Annotated in this window: 17 protein-coding genes and 1 pseudogene; 10 read left to right on the plus strand and 8 right to left on the minus strand. The window is 67.9% G+C overall.

Annotated features, from left to right (window positions below; all coding sequences use genetic code 11):
- Window positions 1–99 precede the first annotated feature (99 nt).
- Together EJV46_RS14375 and EJV46_RS14380 are read left to right on the plus strand one after the other, a co-directional pair.
- Complete coding sequence (locus EJV46_RS14375; RefSeq protein ID WP_165585548.1) at window positions 100–1,542, plus strand: PLP-dependent aminotransferase family protein; 1,443 nt, start codon at window positions 100–102, stop codon at window positions 1,540–1,542.
- Complete coding sequence (locus tag EJV46_RS14380; protein ID WP_240782556.1) at window positions 1,539–2,762, plus strand: MFS transporter; 1,224 nt, start codon at window positions 1,539–1,541, stop codon at window positions 2,760–2,762. Before EJV46_RS14375 ends, EJV46_RS14380 begins: the two co-directional genes overlap by 4 nt.
- A gap of 19 nt (window positions 2,763–2,781) precedes the next feature.
- On the opposite strand, the gene EJV46_RS14385 is transcribed toward EJV46_RS14380, so the two are convergent.
- From EJV46_RS14385 to EJV46_RS14395, 3 genes are all read right to left on the minus strand, one after another.
- Window positions 2,782–3,414, minus strand: coding sequence for a glutathione S-transferase family protein (locus EJV46_RS14385; RefSeq protein ID WP_131549312.1), 633 nt, complete (start codon window positions 3,412–3,414; stop codon window positions 2,782–2,784).
- A 33-nt stretch (window positions 3,415–3,447) separates the two neighbouring features.
- Window positions 3,448–4,053, minus strand: coding sequence for a LysE family translocator (locus tag EJV46_RS14390; protein WP_240782569.1), 606 nt, complete (start codon window positions 4,051–4,053; stop codon window positions 3,448–3,450).
- Between the two features lie 72 nt (window positions 4,054–4,125).
- Entirely contained in the window at window positions 4,126–5,022 is an 897-nt protein-coding gene (locus EJV46_RS14395) for a LysR substrate-binding domain-containing protein (protein WP_131549314.1), read from the minus strand.
- Between the two features lie 123 nt (window positions 5,023–5,145).
- Here EJV46_RS14395 and EJV46_RS14400 point away from each other — a divergent pair, with 123 nt between their 5' ends.
- Entirely contained in the window at window positions 5,146–5,412 is a 267-nt protein-coding gene (locus EJV46_RS14400; RefSeq protein ID WP_240782557.1) for a DUF1127 domain-containing protein, read from the plus strand.
- An 8-nt stretch (window positions 5,413–5,420) separates the two neighbouring features.
- Complete coding sequence (locus tag EJV46_RS23280) at window positions 5,421–5,726, plus strand: DUF1127 domain-containing protein (protein ID WP_240782558.1); 306 nt, start codon at window positions 5,421–5,423, stop codon at window positions 5,724–5,726.
- Between the two features lie 20 nt (window positions 5,727–5,746).
- Here the strand turns inward: EJV46_RS23280 and EJV46_RS14410 are convergent, their stop codons facing one another.
- Window positions 5,747–6,946, minus strand: coding sequence for an MFS transporter (locus EJV46_RS14410; RefSeq protein ID WP_165585549.1), 1,200 nt, complete (start codon window positions 6,944–6,946; stop codon window positions 5,747–5,749).
- Between the two features lie 142 nt (window positions 6,947–7,088).
- Here EJV46_RS14410 and EJV46_RS14415 point away from each other — a divergent pair, with 142 nt between their 5' ends.
- The 6 genes from EJV46_RS14415 to EJV46_RS14440 all read left to right on the plus strand — a co-directional run bounded on the left by EJV46_RS14415 (window position 7,089) and on the right by EJV46_RS14440 (window position 13,330).
- On the plus strand, window positions 7,089–7,979 hold the full coding sequence (locus EJV46_RS14415; protein WP_131549316.1) for a LysR family transcriptional regulator: 891 nt from the start codon (window positions 7,089–7,091) through the stop codon (window positions 7,977–7,979).
- 546 nt (window positions 7,980–8,525) lie between these two features.
- Window positions 8,526–10,064: an ABC transporter substrate-binding protein gene (locus EJV46_RS14420; RefSeq protein ID WP_240782559.1), complete on the plus strand. Its 1,539-nt coding sequence runs from the start codon at window positions 8,526–8,528 to the stop codon at window positions 10,062–10,064.
- 36 nt (window positions 10,065–10,100) lie between these two features.
- Window positions 10,101–10,883 carry an SDR family NAD(P)-dependent oxidoreductase gene (locus tag EJV46_RS14425; protein WP_131549318.1) on the plus strand — a complete coding sequence of 261 codons (783 nt, stop codon included), beginning with the start codon at window positions 10,101–10,103 and terminating at the stop codon, window positions 10,881–10,883.
- Window positions 10,880–11,647, plus strand: a complete 768-nt coding sequence (locus tag EJV46_RS14430; protein WP_131549319.1) for an SDR family NAD(P)-dependent oxidoreductase — start codon at window positions 10,880–10,882, stop codon at window positions 11,645–11,647. Before EJV46_RS14425 ends, EJV46_RS14430 begins: the two co-directional genes overlap by 4 nt.
- A 178-nt stretch (window positions 11,648–11,825) precedes the next feature.
- Window positions 11,826–12,605, plus strand: a complete 780-nt coding sequence (locus EJV46_RS14435) for a DUF3489 domain-containing protein (RefSeq protein WP_206020816.1) — start codon at window positions 11,826–11,828, stop codon at window positions 12,603–12,605.
- Window positions 12,605–13,330 (plus strand): recombinase family protein, encoded by a 726-nt coding sequence (locus tag EJV46_RS14440; RefSeq protein WP_131549320.1) that lies wholly within the window; start codon window positions 12,605–12,607, stop codon window positions 13,328–13,330. Before EJV46_RS14435 ends, EJV46_RS14440 begins: the two co-directional genes overlap by 1 nt.
- A gap of 39 nt (window positions 13,331–13,369) precedes the next feature.
- On the opposite strand, the gene EJV46_RS14445 is transcribed toward EJV46_RS14440, so the two are convergent.
- The 4 genes and pseudogenes from EJV46_RS14445 to EJV46_RS14460 all read right to left on the minus strand — a co-directional run.
- On the minus strand, window positions 13,370–13,837 hold the full coding sequence (locus EJV46_RS14445) for a DUF6644 family protein (RefSeq protein ID WP_131549321.1): 468 nt from the start codon (window positions 13,835–13,837) through the stop codon (window positions 13,370–13,372).
- 18 nt (window positions 13,838–13,855) lie between these two features.
- Entirely contained in the window at window positions 13,856–14,242 is a 387-nt protein-coding gene (locus tag EJV46_RS23285) for a DUF6152 family protein (protein WP_131549322.1), read from the minus strand.
- 160 nt (window positions 14,243–14,402) lie between these two features.
- Window positions 14,403–14,903, minus strand: coding sequence for a hypothetical protein (locus EJV46_RS14455; RefSeq protein ID WP_131549323.1), 501 nt, complete (start codon window positions 14,901–14,903; stop codon window positions 14,403–14,405).
- Window positions 14,900–15,126 (minus strand): annotated as a pseudogene (locus EJV46_RS14460) (site-specific DNA-methyltransferase); the annotation flags it as partial. The pseudogene EJV46_RS14460 and the gene EJV46_RS14455, both read right to left, overlap by 4 nt.

Consider the following 15,126-nt stretch of genomic DNA (forward strand, 5'->3'; position numbering starts at 1 on the left):
GCCCCACCATGCCTTGCCTGGCGCGCCTTGCCTGCGGATGCTCGCGTAAAGCGATGAGGTGGAGGCAAGAGCATGGCTAGGGAATCGCCATCTGTCGCAGTGGCCAAGCCGCCGCTGCGGCTGGTCCTCGGCGGGCATGCACGGCTTGCCGTGGAGGTCGACCGCAGTGCGTCGCAACCGCTGGCCGACCAGATCGCGAGCCAGCTGGCCACGCTGGTCCGGGCCGGCACCCTGCCGCACGGCGCCCGACTGCCGTCGATCCGAACCCTGGCGCGGCGCAGCGGCATCGGCGTGCACAGCGTGGTGGAAGGCTATGCGCGGCTGATCGACATGGGGCTGGCCAGTTCGCGCGCCGGCTCCGGCGTCTACGTCGTCCGTCCCTCCGAGCTGCCGCCGCCGGCGCCGCTGCCTGTCCCCGATCCGACCCTGGCCGAAGGGATCGCGATGGCGATGCTGGAAGCACGGGAGGATGTGCTCTGCCCCGGTGGCGGCGTGCTGCCCGAAAGCTGGACAGAGGCCGCCTGGCAGAGTGGTGTGCTGGCCCGCTTCCATCGCAACCTGTCCGCTCATCTGCGCCGCGCGGCGCCGCCGCAAGGCGGGCAGGAGATCCGCGAGCACATCAGCCAGCGCCTCGCCTCGCGCGGCATCGTGGCCGCCCCGGAAGCGCTGCTGATGACGGCGGGCGGTTCCCAGGCGCTCCAACTCGTCATCCAGACCTTCCTGCAGCCGAGCGATACGGTGCTGGTGGAGGATCCCGGCTACTTCATGCTGTTCCCGATGCTGGAGCAGCGTGGCCTGCGCTTGGTCCCTGTCCCGCGCCTGGCCGACGGCCCCTGCCTGGAGACGCTGGAACGCGCCTGCCGGACGGAAGCGCCGAAGGCGTTCTTCGTGCAGCCGGTGTTGCACAATCCCACGGGCGGAACCGCGACCGCGGCCAACTTGCATCGCCTGCTGCGCATCGCCGAGCGGAACGCGCTGCTGCTGGTGGAGGATGACGCCCATGGCGACCTGCACGGCGGCGAGGCGGTGCGGCTGATGCAGATGGATGGCGGCGCCACCGTCCTCCACATTGGCAGCTTCACCAAGCTGGTCGGGCAGGGCCTGCGGACCGGCTTCGTGGCGGCGTCGCGGGAGCGCGCGCAGGCGCTGCTGCGGACGAAGGTGACGACGGCCCTGACCGGATCCAGCGTCGAGGAGCGACTGCTGCTCGAACTGCTCTCCTCCGGCCAGTACAGGCGGCACCTGGAGACACTCCGGGCGCGGCTCTCGGCCGCGAGGGGGCTGGTGGCGACGCGGCTGCGCGGGCTGGGCTTCGGCATCGCCGACGGGGATGATGGCATGTTCCTGTGGGCCGAGGCGCCGCGTGATGCATCCGCCGGGCTGATTCCCGCCGCCCGCGCACGGGGGCTGGCTCTGGCCGGCGGCGCACTCTTTCGGCCCGGCCGGCAGCCCAGCCGGCACTTCCGCTTCAATGTTAGCCGCAGCACCGATCCGCGGATCATGGAGGTGCTGGCGGCGCTGCTGCCGGGAGAGGGCAAGTGAACACCACTGCCCGCATGGGCGCGACCTCGGCCATTCTCGCCGGCTGCGCCATCATGAGCATCGCCATGGGCGCCAGGCAGAGCTTCGGCCTCTATCTGGAGCCGTTGGCCCAGGGCTTTGGGCATTCGCTCGGGCTGATCGCCTTCGCCATCGCCCTGCACAATCTGGCGTGGGGGTTTGCCCAGCCATTCGCCGGCGCAGCGGCGGACCGTCTCGGGCCTGCACCCGTGGTCGCGGTCGGTGCTGTGCTCTACGCGCTGGGGCTCGCGCTCGTTGCCCTGTCCGGCACGACGACGGCGCTGCTGGTCGGCATGGGGGTGCTGGTGGGCATGGGCGTCAGCTGCACCACCTTTGGCGTGGTGATGGCATCCTTAGGCCGGGCCGTCGCGCCGGAGCAGCGAAGCATGGCCATGGGCCTGGCCAGTGCGGGCGGTTCCCTGGGCCAAGCGCTGTTCGTGCCATTGGCGCAGGGTGTGAACAATCATGCCGGCGTCACTGCCTCACTGCTGACGCTTGCCACGTGTCTGCTGCTGGCTGCTCCGCTGGGCATTCTGTTGGGCCGCGCCCCTGCCGCCACAGTGGCGGCCGAGCCCGAGATGACGTGGCGGTCAGCCGTGAGGCAGGCGATGGTGCATCGCAGCTTCCGTCTTCTCACCCTCGGCTTCTTCACCTGCGGATTCCAGCTGGCGTTCATTGGTACCCATCTGCCGGCCTATCTTACGCTGTGCGGCATGCCCTCCGGCTCTGGCGCCATGGCGCTGGCGGTGATCGGGCTGTTCAACATGCTCGGCAGTTGGGCGTGCGGCTGGCTCGGCGGACGTCTGCCGCAGCAGCAGGTGCTGGGCTGGCTGTACCTGCTGCGCGGCATCGTGATTCTGCTGTTCTTCATGGCACCGAAGACTGGGCCAGTGGTGTTCGCCTTTGCCGCCGCGATGGGGCTGATGTGGCTGGGCACGGTGCCGCTCACGAGCGCCCTGGTGGCCAGGCTGTTCGGCGTGCGGCATCTGGGCATGCTGTTCGGCCTGTGCTTCCTCAGCCACCAGTTGGGATCCTTCGCTGGATCCTGGTCAGGAGGTCTGGTGTTCGACTTGACCGGTTCCTACGGGGTGGTGTGGATTGCGACCGCATTGGCCGGCTTCGTCGCGGCCGCGCTGCATTTTCCGATCGATGCGCGCCCCAGCCAAGCGGTGTCCGTGACGGCTGCAGCCCCGGCGCCCTGACGCGTCAACGCGGCGCACGCTATTTCCGCCGCGGTGGATCGAAGGTCTGCACCACAGCCTCGAACACCTCCATTGCCTCGCAGTTTGCTGCGTGCGCCGCCAGATGCGGATGACGTCCGGGCGCATGTAAGGCCGGATGCGCTTCGGAAAGGAAGCGCAGTGCACAGCCGACTGCGATATCGGCGTGACCCAGCGCGGTGCCTGCCCAGAATGGCTGCATGCAGGCCGCTCGCTGAGCCTCCAGGGCATCCAGAACACCGGTGATCTGCGCCGCGCAACGTGACATCCAGACTTCGGACGGCCGATCGTGCAACACCTGCTCATAAACCAGGCTGACCATCTTGTCGCATAACCCGGTCGCCAGGGCGGTGATGCGCAGCTGGGCCCTGCGCGCGGCGCCGGATGCGGGCATCAGCGCGCGTTCCGGGCCCGCGATGTCGTCCAGATGGTCGAGGATGGCCACGCTGTCGATGAGGGTCTCGCCATCGTCGAGAATGAGGGTGGGCACGCGCCTGAGCGGATTATGCGCGGCCAGGCGATCCGCATCGCCGAAGGTGGACCAGGGCAGGTGCTGATAGGACAGGTCGTAGAGCCGCAAGGCGATCGCGACGCGCCGCACGAAGGGCGAATCATACTGGCCGATCAGAATCATTCTCGCTTCCACGGATTGAATGGGCCGGCATCCTCACCGCCCCAGGATCACGGGCAGCATCGAGGCGATGAGAAGGCTTGCCATCAGCACATTGAACATCCGAATACGACGCCGTGACCGCAGAATCCTCGCCGCACCCAGCCCGACCAGCGTCCATGCCAGCGTGGACACCATGCTGACGCCGAGGAAAACGAGTGCCAAGATCACGGCAGCGTCCGCGCCATAGGCGACCGCACCGCTGCCCGCGGCCAGCCAGGCCTTCGGATTGACCCATTGGAACAGCGCCGCGCCCGCGAATCCCAGCGGGCTTCCGGCAACCTCGCTGCCGCCACCAGCCATGGCGGGCTCCGCGCGGGCCAAACACCAGGCGAGCCACAGCAGATAGCCGAAGGAAAGGTAGCGCAGGACGAGCAGCGCCCCGGGATAGGCAGTCAGAAGGACTGCGGCGCCGAGCGCGGCGGCAAGCACCAGGGAGGCCATGCCGATGGCGACGCCAGCGATCTGCGGCAGGGTCGCCCGAAGCCCAAAGCTGGCGCCGGATGCGGCGGCCATGGCGTTGTTCGGCCCCGGCGTCATCGCCATCGAGACCGCGAAACCGAGGATCGGCAGCAGGCCAGGATGGGTTCCATCCTGCAGCATCACGAACGGGAAAACAGGCTAGCGTGCGCCGAGGGTAGCGGCGAGTCACGGGGCGACCCCAGAGACTTCTCCTCACGGCTGCTGAGCGCTGTTCATGGCCGCATTCGCGTCCAGTTCCTCACGCAGCCAGTTCGCCAGCATCCGGCCCTCCGGCCGCCGCAGCAGGCCCGGGCGGGTTACCAGCCAATAGGAGCTTCCGCCTTCGACCGGGTCATCCAAGGCGCGAAGCTGACCGGAGGCGATGTCGTCCGCGCAGGGCGGCAGCCGCGCCAATGCGACACCCAATCCCCGCCCCGCCGCGTCCAGCGCCATCTGAATGGTGTCGAAGCGCAGCCCACGGGAATGGTCGGGCGGCGCGACCGCCCGCAACGCGGCCCATTCGGCCCAGTCCTCCTCGGTGGAGGTGACATGGATGGCCGGAAGCCGGGCCAGTGCCTGCGCGAGCGACATGCGGCAATCTGGCGCCACGACCGGCACGAGCCGAACCTGCGCCAGGCGATGCCATTCAGCGGGGCCGGTTCTCGCCAGGGCCATACGAATGGCGAAGTCAATGCGCCCATCGCCCAGCTGGACATGCTCTCGCTCCGTCGAAATCGCCAGGTCGAGCAGGGGATGCCGCCTTCGCAATTCCGGCAGGCGCGGTAACAGCCACCTGGCGGCAAAGGTCGGGGCGATGCTGCCGACGAGCCGGTTCCGCGGCTGCTTCCCACTCAGCGCTTCGACGCAGCGCGAAAGTCCCTCGAAGGCACGGCTCGCCTCTGCGAGCAGCGTCTCTCCGGCGGGGGTAAGCGCCAGGCCGCGGGGCGATCGATGAAACAACGACAGGCCCAACGCATCCTCGAGGGCGCGGACGCCGTGGCTGACCGCACTCGGCGTCACGCCCAGTTCGGTCGCAGCGGCGGTGAAGCCACCATGGCGGCCGGCGGCCTCGAACAGGCGAAGGGCGGCAAGCGGCGGAAGCCTGTGCATGGTTGCTCCTGTTCTACGGGTCGGCTGACGCTTCCTCGCCGCCGACAACCCGGATGACTCCTGCTCACAGGCGGTGATGAATTTGCGTTCGCGGGCGCCACGGTGCCTCTGCAGGGTATCGGCATGAAACCGCTCCCGCCCGCCCTGCCCAAAGCCACCTTGCGATCGATGATCCCGGCGGAAGCCGCAGCTTGGAGTCCTGCCAAGTGGCCCCCGCTGCGCTGCGTCCTGGTGCTGATCGAGCACGGCATCGCCGCCATGTGGTTGTGGACGGAGCGTGCGCGACAACGTCGTCGCCTCGGGGAACTCTGCGACCGGCTGCTGAACGACATCGGCACAACGCGCCACGACGCGATGGTCGAGGCACGCAAGCCGCGCTGGCGCCGCTAGAAGGCGAGATGTCCATGCACAACGAGGGACGTGAGCGGCGCTTCTCACCACGGATCCGGCCCAGCCTGCGCCGGGAGGAAGGAAGCCATCTGGTCAGCATCGTCGCCCAGCGGGCCCACCGGTTGCGGGCACGGGCGATGCGGATGGCCGCTCGGCGCGCCCTGAGGCGACTGCTGTCTCGCCTGCGGCGGTGGCGACAACAGCGCCTGGAAGCACAGGAGTTGGCGGCGCTGTCGGACCGCGAGCTGCGGGACATGGGCGTCACCCGCTATGACGCCCGGCATGAGGCCCGCGAGGCCTATTGGTGGCGATAGCGGAGCATAGCGTTGGGCTTTCACGCTTGTGCCCTGCCTGCCCGGGTGATGGCGCGCAGCGGCGGGATGCAGAGCAGGCAGAGCACCGCGACAACGGCCATGCCCGTCGTGTAGCTTCCGGACCACTCCCGTCCCCAGGCGACCGCCAGCGGGCCGAAGGCGCGCGCAATGGCATGAACGGCGGAGAGCAGGCCCGAGATCGAGCCGTAGCGGCTGGCGCCGAAAAGATGGGCGGGAAGCGCGCCGCGCATGATCGTCAGCACGCCATTGGCGGCGCCGAACATTACCAGCGCAGCGCCCAGCATGAGGGGCGAATGCCCCAGCCCGAAGGCGAGGAACGCAGTGCCGAGAAGGGCGAGGGACAGCGCTGTCATGGCGCCCAGCGAGATGCGGGCGCCGAGCGCGAATTCCAGCAGGCGCCCGCCCACTTGGGCGATGCCGAGGAGGGAGGCCAGCAGCACCGCCGATCCGCCGACACCCTTCTCCACCAGCAGGGGCACCAGATGCACGGCGACGATGCCACTGGCCAGGCCCATGGTCGCGTAGCTCAGCAGCAGGGCGACATAGACAGGGCGCGGCGATACTGCCTCGGGGACCGATCGCGACGATCCATGGCTGCGCGGCGCGGCGGCGCCGGGCATCAGAAGATGCGGCAGTGCGCAGGCGAGCGTCGTCGCAGCGAGCACCGTGCAGGCCTGGCGCCAGCCGATCGCATCCACGAAGAAGGCGGTCACGGGCCAGAACACGGTGCTTGCCAGCCCGCCGGCAAATGCCACCACCGCCATGCCCCGCCGCGCCGACCCCGCGCCGAAGGATAGCGTGACGGCGGCAAAGGCCGCCTGGTAGAGCGCGGCCGGCAGGGTGGCGCCGATCAGGATCCAGGCAGCATAGAACTGCCACACCGCCTGCGCCTGGCCGGCCAGCCAGAGGCCCAGTGCGGCGACAGCCGAGCCCAGGACCATGACCCACCTGGCTCCGACACGGTCCAGTAGCACGCCCACGATCGCCGCCGTGCAGGCCTCCGCCACCAGCGCTGCCGAGAACGCGCCGACCACGACGTCGAGCGTCCAACCAGTTTCTCGCATGATCGGCGGTAGGAGGATGGAGAAGCTATAGAACAGCGTTCCCCACTGGATGGTCTGGGTGAAGCCCAAGGCGATCGGGATGTGCCAGGGCAGGCTGGCGACCCCCGATTCGCCCGCCGGCTGTGCGACCGTCATGCCCCTGGATCTCGCTTCATAAACGCCTCCGGCTTCTAATCGCATTGTGCGGAGGCAAATGCCGCGGAGAAGAAAATCTTTCCGATGCGCCGCATTCATATAATATTCCCTTGTGTCCCTCCCCGCCTTCAGCCTGCGCCAGATGCGCACCTTCCTCTCGGTCGCCGAGACCGGCAGTGTCTCGGCATCGGCCAGAGCGCTCGGCGTGACGCAGCCCGCCGCCAGCCAGCAGCTGCGGGAGATGGAGCGCCGGCTGGGCGTGCGCCTGTTGGAGCGTGCAGCGGGCCGTTCCATTCCCACCGCGGCCGGGGAGGCGCTCATTCCCGCGGCCCGGCGTGCGCTAGCGGCTGCGGCCGACGCTGAGGATGCGGTCGTCGCACACCGCGAGGGCGCCGTCGGTCGCATTCGCCTCGGAACCGGTGCCACCGCCTGCATCCATCTGCTGCCGCCGGCGCTGGCGGCGTTGCGGCGGCGGGTGCCCGGCGTCGAGGTCATCGTCGAGACCGGGAACACGCCCGAAATCGTGCAGCGCGTGGATGAGGGACTACTGGACATCGCCGTCGTCACCCTGCCGGTGTCGCGCCGCAGAAGTCTTGAGTTCACCCCGCTTGTCAGGGAGTCGTTCCTAGCGCTCGCTCCGGATGGGCTTGTAGCTGGGTCAGGGCCGATTGGGGCGGCCGCGCTCGCTCGTCTGCCACTGATTCTATATGAGGCAGGCGGCGTCATGCGCCGGCTTGTCGACGACTGGCTGGCCCGCGGAAACACTGACCCGCATGTCACCATGGAACTCGATAGCATCGAAGCGATCAAGGTCCTGGTAGCGATCGGGCTAGGTGCTTCCATTTTACCAGAATTTGCGCTCAGGCAGCCGATATCCGGCACGCTCTGTTATCCGCTGCGCCCGGCTCTGGCCCGGCAACTGGCCATCGTGCTGCGGCGGGAGAAGACCCGTGACAGGGCATTGAGGGTGTTTCTCGAAGAGGTGACGAAGCTGACGTCAAAGTCACCGGCTCAGGCGAATGCTGCGCGATAGTCGCATTCGTCGGCATCGAGATTGCTCCGGTGGCAACGCGAGAGATGCTCGCTCTATTGGCCACGCCATCAAGGGCCCGCACGAACAGCCGCCCGCTATCGAGGCGCCGCCCGCAAATCAGCAATTTAGTGATGCGGAGATGCCTGGCTTTCTCCGCGCAGCAGAGCGAATGCTCGTCTACGCGCAGCACTTCGCGGGGCCTCGCTGAGCGGGGTCCGGGCTCGTAGCACCTGCCTCATCGGGTGCGGAACCGGAGCTCGACGACGACGAGCTTTCCGAGACGGTGGCGGTCATCCTTAGCGGGCCGGTCGCCCGAGCGACGTTCTAGCGAGACGAACCGGCATCTGCAGCTTGGGTCAGAGTGAGCCAAGGTCACGGGCGGCAAGAACTCGGGGAAGCGATGAGATGGGCTTGCTCTCGCACGCGGTTTGGGCCCTAGTTACCAAACGAATAAAGCTAGTTGCAGATGTATAGGCGTAGGAAATCAGAATGAGCTTTCGTCTCTCATTGCGCGCACTGGCGCTCGCTTTTGTATCATTGGTTCCGATGAGCGCAGCACATGCGCAGCCGGAACGCCCGCTCCGGCTCGTCATGAACACCGAGCTCCAGGTCCTGGATCCGATCATGACGACCGCGTTCTCGACGCGGACCTTCTCCTATATGGTCTTCGACACGCTCGTGGCGGTCGACAGCCGGGGAGAGATGCGGCCCCAGATGCTGGATTCCTGGGAGATCAGCACTGACCGGCTGACCTATACCTTCCGGCTGCGGCCGGGCCTGGAATGGAGCGACGGCAGGCCCGTCACGGCCGAGGACTGCATTGCCTCGCTCCGGCGCTGGGGCGCCCGCGACGGCCTCGGCCGCCAGCTCATGCAGGCGACAAAGGATCTCACGGCCGTCGACGCCAGCACCTTCCGCCTGGAGCTCAAGGAGCCCTTCGGCCAGGTCATCGAAGCGCTCGGCAAGACCGCAATGCTGGTGCCCTTCATGATGCCGGCGCGGATCGCCAATACGCCGGCCACCACGCAGATCACGGAGATCGTCGGCTCCGGGCCCTATCTCTTTGTGCGGGAGGAGTGGCGCCCTGGCGACCGGGTCGTCTTCCGGCGCAACCCGCGCTACCGGCCGCGCAGTGAGCCGGCGGACGGCCTGGCCGGCGGCAAGGTCGTGCATATCGAGCGCGTCGAATTCGTCTCGATTCCGGACGCCTCCACCAAGGTGAATGCCCTGCTGGCCGGCGAGGTGGATCTCCTCGAGCGCGCCCCGCCGGACTTCCTGGCGAGGCTCCGCCGGGACCGGCGCGTGACGGTCACCGAGGCCCGCGGCGCCGGGCTCGAGCTCTATGGCGCCCTGGCGCTGAACCACCTGCAGCCGCCCTTCAACAACATCCGGATCCGGCAGGCCCTGCAGCTCGCCCTCCGCCAGCCCGAGATCGTCGCGGCCCTCGGCTTTCCGGACAACATGGTTCATCAGCAGTGCCTCACGCTGTTCCTCTGCGGCGGACCCTATGCCACGGATGCCGGTGGGGAGCGCTTCGCCCGGGAGGATCTCCCGCGCGCCCGACAGATGCTACAGGAGGCCGGCTATAACAACGAGCGCGTGGTCGTGCTGCATGCCTCCGATTCCGCGCTCATCGACCCGATCGGCCTCGTGGCGATCGAGCAGATGCGCCGCCTCGGCCTCAACCTCGACGTGCGCATCACAGACTGGGCGACGGTGTCGCAACTCCGCAACCAGCGCGGCCCGACTGGGGAGGGCGGGTGGAGTGCGCTGCCGCTTGTCTGGACGGGGTTCGACATGGCGAACCCAATGACTAACCCGGTGATCCTGTACAACTGCTCGGATGCCTTCCCGGGCTGGTGGTGCGACCAGCGCCAGGTTCCGCTCCTGCGGGAATTCGCCGCCGAGCCCGATATGGCCCGGCGGCGCGAGCTGGCCGCGCGGATCCAGGAGCTCGCGCGCGAGCATGTGAATCTCGTCACGCTCGGCCAGTTCGCCAGCCCGGCCACCTACCGGGCCGATCTCCAAGGCGTGATCGAGATGGGCGTGCCGGTGATGTGGAACATCCGCCGCGCGCAGCGCTGACCGGCATCGCCCCAAGGCACTAGGAGAAACAGAAGCATGATGCAGCTTGAGGGCAAGACCGCCCTGATCACGGGCGGCGCGAACGGGATCGGCGCGGCCATCGGCAAGCGCTACCTCGAGGCGGGCGCAAACCTCGTCGTTGCGGATCACCAGGATGTCGCGATCGACGCCTTCAACGCGGTGCAGGGCCCGGGCCGGATCCTGCCGCTGAAATGCGACGTGACAAAAGCGGGGGATTGTGAGGCGGTCTGCGCCGATGCGCTCGCCGCCTTCGGCTGCATCGATATCCTGGTCAACAATGCGGGCGGATCCGGGCCGACCCTCGCCAGGACGATCGAGGAGACCACCGACGAGATCTTCGACCACATCCTGGAGCTCAACCTCAAGCCGATCCTGCGGTTCAGCCGTGCCTTGCTGCCGGCGATGAAGAGGTCGGGCTGGGGACGCATCATCAACATGTCGTCGCGGGTGCGCTACGGCGTGGCGGGCTCCTTCCCGACCATGAAGTGTCCTCTGGGCTATGTCACGGCCAAGGGCGCCATGGTCTCGCTGACCACCCAGTTCGGGAAGGAGCTGGGTCCCTTCGGCATCACCTGCAACGCCATCGCGCCAGGCATGATCCTGCCCGGCGCGGAAGCGCGCATCACGAAGATCATCCGTGCCCAGCCGGAGAAATGGCAGCGCGAGCTGGTGAGTCGTATTCCGGTCGGGCGCACCGGAACCGGCGAGGACATCGCCGAGCTCGCCCTCTATCTCGCATCGCCCGGCTCGGGCTTCATGACGGGACAGACCCTGGACATCCATGGAGGGGTGCAGTGAGCGGAGATCGCCTGAAGGACAAGGTGGCGATCGTCACCGGTTCCGGCGACGGCCTCGGCGAGGCCATCGCGGAACGCTTCGCCGAGGAGGGTGCGAAGCTAGTCTTGGCCGATATCGATCCCGGTAAACTGGCGGGTGTCGCGGCACGGCTGCGACAGCTCGGTAGGGAGGTGGTCGAGGTCACGGGGGACATGACTGATGAGGCAGTGGCCAACAGCCTCGTCGAGACCGCCATCGCGCAATTCGGCGTGGTGGACGTCTTGGTCAACAACGTGGGCGGCAACAGGCCGGGCCTGCTTTGGGAGATGTCGGTGGAGGAGTGGGATCGCATCCTCACGCTCAACCTTCGCCCGACATTCCTCTGCACGCGCGCAGTCGCTCCGCACATGATCAAGCGGCGCTACGGGCGGATCGTTTGCACTTCGTCCGGCGCGCGTGAGGGCGCGCCCTGGTTGGCCGCAAGCGGCGCCGCCCCTTATTCGACGGCAAAGGCCGGGGTGCACGGCTTCGTCCGCGACATGGCCTTCGAATTTGGAGAGTACGGCATCTGTATCAACGCCGTTGGCGCGGGGGCCGTGAACACGAAGCGGCTGGGACCCTATTTCGAGAAGCTCGAAGCGACCAGCGATTGCAGCCCTCAGCGACTCACGCCGTTGCGCCGCGTCGCGCAACCGCGCGAGATCGCCAATGCCGTGCTGTTCCTGGCCTCCGATGAGGCCAGCTACATCACCGGCACCACGCTCAACGTGAACGGCGGCCGGTAGATTGGAGCCAGCGCATCGTTTCGATTTCCATGGGCGCAGATTATGCTTTTGGAACTCGGCTTGCCCTCCGAGCGACTGTGGAGTGAATGCTGCTGATTGAGGCACAGTTGATCGGCCTCGCTGAGCGGGGCTCGGGCTCGTAGCACCCGGCTGATCGGGTGCCGAACGGAGCCCGACCATGACGAAGCTTTCCTACAGGCAGGCCATCATTCTCAGCGAGGCCAGCCGCCACGTGGCGCTGCTGGGGAGCGCGCCCAAGCTGCCGGCCGCAGCACGTCAGACGGTCATCCGCAGCATGCTCAAGAACCTGTTGCTGGAGGAGGTGCCGGCGCCGGCCGAGCACGGCGACCGCGCTTGGCGCCAGGACGAGGGCGGCGCGCCTGTCGCCCTGCGCATCACGGCGGAGGGTCTGCGTGCCATCGGCATCGAGCCTGGGGAGCTCGGCGAGATCGCTTGCGAGCCGCGCGAGCTGACCCAGGGGGAGGAAGCCGAGGAACTGGCCTTGCAGCAGGAGGCGCTCGCGGCCGAGAACGCGGCCGAGGAGGCGCTGGAGACTGCGGAGGCTCCACGGGTCCGCCGCGGACTGCGGGAGGCGGCGTCGGCGGCGGTGGCGGCCTGGGAGGCGCAGGATAGCCTGGAGGCTGCGCTGGGGGCCCTGAAGGCTGCCCTGGGCCGCACGCATGCCCGGGCGGATGGCGGCCCGCGCAGAGCGCGCGCTGGCACGAAGCAAGAGGCGGTGCTGACGCTGCTGCGGCGGGGGGAGGGCGCGACCATCGCCCAGGTGATGGAGGCCACCGGCTGGGCGCAGCACACGGTCCGCGGCTTCTTCGCCGGGCTCAAGAAGAAGGGCCATTCGGTTGAGGTGCTGGAGCGGGTCAAGCAGGTCGGTTCGGGCAAGCAGGGTGCCAAGGGCAGCTACAGCATCTACCGCGTCGGCAGCCCGGCGGTGGCCGGCTGATGCGGGCTGGCAGCACCACGCGCTACGCGGTCGGGCTCTACCGGGTCTCGACCGCGGAGCAGGGTCAGAGCGGGCTGGGTCTGGAGGCTCAGCAGGCGAGCGTGCGGGCCTTTGTGGCGAGCCAGGGGTGGACGTTGGTGTCAGAGCATTCTGACATCGCCAGTGGCAAGGACGACCGACGGCCAGGCTTTCAGGCGGCGCTGCTGAAGTGCCGGCAGCTGGGCGCGGCCCTGGTCGCCGCCCGGCTCGATCGCATCACGCGTCGCGCGCACACGCTGTCGCAGCTGCTGGAGGACGGCGTCTCCATCCGGGCTGCGGACATGCCGGGCGCGGACGATCTGATGATGCGGATCTATGCGGCGATGGCTCAGAAGGAGCGGGAGCTGATCAGCGCGCGTACGAAGGCTGCGTTGGCCGCGGCGAAAACCCGGGGTACCGTATTGGGCGGGGATCGGGGCTACCGGCCAGAGCGAGGCCCTGAGGCCGGTGCTGCCGCTGTGGCGCGCCGACGGGCGGCGGAGCGCGCCTCGTATCGACTGGCGCTAGAGATCGAACGGGTGCGAGCTTACGGAGTGCAAAGCCATGCGGAGATGGCCCGCGTGCTGACGGCTCGAGGAGTGCCGACACCACGTGGAGGTAGAGTCTGGACCCATACAACTGTCGCGCGGGTGCTCCAGCGGATCCCAGGCTCGACGACGGCGGCCTGTCGCGGGCAGGTGCCGTAGTTCACAGCGCGATGCATCCGAATCTGCCCATCTCAGGAATCATTGCAGGAACCCAATCCAGCGACCTGCCAGGACGGCGCCTAGCCAGACGATCAGGGACACGGCCGCCGCCGCCCGAACCGATACAGCGGCTCGTTGGCCATCGCGGTCTTCCATCCACCGTGGCCTCAGGCGGAGGAATGCCACGTTCAGCAACCCTACGACAATCAAAGCGAGTTTCGCGAGGAACGCCGGGTTCGCAGCGTAGGTAGCCGGCCTCGTGCTGAACAGGAGGAGCCCTGTGATCGCGGCAACGAGAAGGCCCGCCGTCGCAACTCGCACCAGCGGTGGAGCCAGGTGGGCGATAGGGTACGAACGGAAGAGGCCCAGCAGGCGGAGGTCCAACGTAACAATGGAGCCGAGCAGCAAGCCAACGGCGGCGATGTGCATCGCATTGATCAGCACGTAGATAACGGCCGAACCGCGAAGGGCGGCCGCCAGTGGCCACGCGGCGATGGCGTCGAGCAAGACCCGAACCTGCTACGCTTAGCCGGGCCGAATGCGCTCTGGGTAGATGTCGTAAGCGCGGCCGCGCACGGTGAGTCTTACCGCCTTCATCCGCCGCTCGTTGCGCGCCCGCGAGCGGTTGCCCAGGGCGACCACGTTGTCGCCCGCGGCAGCGGACTCGGCTGTAAAGCCCGAACGTTGGGTCTGCTGAGGATTTCCAAGCTCCACTATCCACAGTCCATCTGCGGTTTCGACGCGCAGTGTAGGATGAGGCTGGCCGATGTAGACTTCGCGGATGGTACCACGTAGCTCAGTCTGGTTGTCGTCGGCCCAAGACCACCCGTGGTGAGCCGCTGCGGCTGTGGCGCCAAGCATCCCGATTGCCGAGCCGAGCGTTGCGCGCCGGCCCAAAGCGTACCCTGGCATCGTCACCTCCCGTTGAGCATCGCACCGGCAAGTTGTAGCCCAAACCGTGTGCGAAGGGCAGCTTTCGATGAGGCTCGTTGGTGGAAGGTTGAGACCCTCTGCCTGTTCACCACGGATCAACGGTCGTTGGTCGGTGTTGAACAGATGCGATTGAGGCGCCTCAAGGCGTGCGCTTGGGAGCGTGGCGCTCCGCCCACTCCTCCGCGGTCATCTCCGGCGCCACGTCGATGGCGAAGCTCGTGCCGCGCCTGGGGCTGCGCGCCCTTGGATCGTCCTCCTCGCGATCCTGATCGAGACGGATGATCCGCATCAGCTCCTCGTCAGTCATCTCCTCCGGCGTGTATCCACCGCTGATCACCGCGCCAGGCGTGAAGTCATGTTCGACCTGCTGCTTCTCCCGCCACCCGGCCCGCGCCTTCATCCAGAAGATGGCCGCGGCGACGTTCTTGCCCTCCGTCGCCATCCGGAACAGCGACTGCGCGACCTTGCTCGTCGCCTCGATCGAGCCCTTGTCGATCTCGTTGCGGAAGTGCTTGCGCAGCGTCTTGGCATCGATATCGAAGAACGTCGCGATGTCCTCCTGCGGGATGCCATAGCCCGACATGGCCCGCACGGTGCGCCGCTGCTCCTCGGTCGGGCGGTAGGCAAGACCCTGGGTCATGTCGGCTCTCCAGCGCCCGTCGCGGGCTCCTCGGCGCGCAGGGCGGCGGTGGCCGCGTAGCTCGCGCCGTCGGCCTCCAGCACCGCCAGGCACCCGGTGAAGGCCTCCCAGCGCAGCACCGCCACGTCGACATAGGCCGGCGACAGCTCCACCGCGTGGCAGGAGCGGCCCGACATCTCGGCCGCGATGATCGTGGTGCCGGAGCCGCTGAAGGGTTCATAGA

It is taken from the genome of Roseococcus sp. SYP-B2431 (assembly GCF_004336745.1).
Classification (GTDB): Bacteria; Pseudomonadota; Alphaproteobacteria; order Acetobacterales; family Acetobacteraceae; genus Roseococcus.

Coding starts and splice junctions, on each gene's coding strand:
- EJV46_RS14385 (WP_131549312.1), bottom strand. CDS start 3,414: ATGATTCTGATCGGCCAGTATGATTCGCCCTTCGTGCGGCGCGTCGCG.
- EJV46_RS14390 (WP_240782569.1), bottom strand. CDS start 4,053: ATGCTGCAGGATGGAACCCATCCTGGCCTGCTGCCGATCCTCGGTTTC.
- EJV46_RS14395 (WP_131549314.1), bottom strand. CDS start 5,022: ATGCACAGGCTTCCGCCGCTTGCCGCCCTTCGCCTGTTCGAGGCCGCC.
- EJV46_RS14400 (WP_240782557.1), top strand. CDS start 5,146: ATGAAACCGCTCCCGCCCGCCCTGCCCAAAGCCACCTTGCGATCGATG.
- EJV46_RS23280 (WP_240782558.1), top strand. CDS start 5,421: ATGTCCATGCACAACGAGGGACGTGAGCGGCGCTTCTCACCACGGATC.
- EJV46_RS14410 (WP_165585549.1), bottom strand. CDS start 6,946: ATGACGGTCGCACAGCCGGCGGGCGAATCGGGGGTCGCCAGCCTGCCC.
- EJV46_RS14415 (WP_131549316.1), top strand. CDS start 7,089: ATGCGCACCTTCCTCTCGGTCGCCGAGACCGGCAGTGTCTCGGCATCG.
- EJV46_RS14420 (WP_240782559.1), top strand. CDS start 8,526: ATGAGCGCAGCACATGCGCAGCCGGAACGCCCGCTCCGGCTCGTCATG.
- EJV46_RS14425 (WP_131549318.1), top strand. CDS start 10,101: ATGATGCAGCTTGAGGGCAAGACCGCCCTGATCACGGGCGGCGCGAAC.
- EJV46_RS14435 (WP_206020816.1), top strand. CDS start 11,826: ATGACGAAGCTTTCCTACAGGCAGGCCATCATTCTCAGCGAGGCCAGC.
- EJV46_RS14440 (WP_131549320.1), top strand. CDS start 12,605: ATGCGGGCTGGCAGCACCACGCGCTACGCGGTCGGGCTCTACCGGGTC.
- EJV46_RS23285 (WP_131549322.1), bottom strand. CDS start 14,242: ATGCCAGGGTACGCTTTGGGCCGGCGCGCAACGCTCGGCTCGGCAATC.
- EJV46_RS14455 (WP_131549323.1), bottom strand. CDS start 14,903: ATGACCCAGGGTCTTGCCTACCGCCCGACCGAGGAGCAGCGGCGCACC.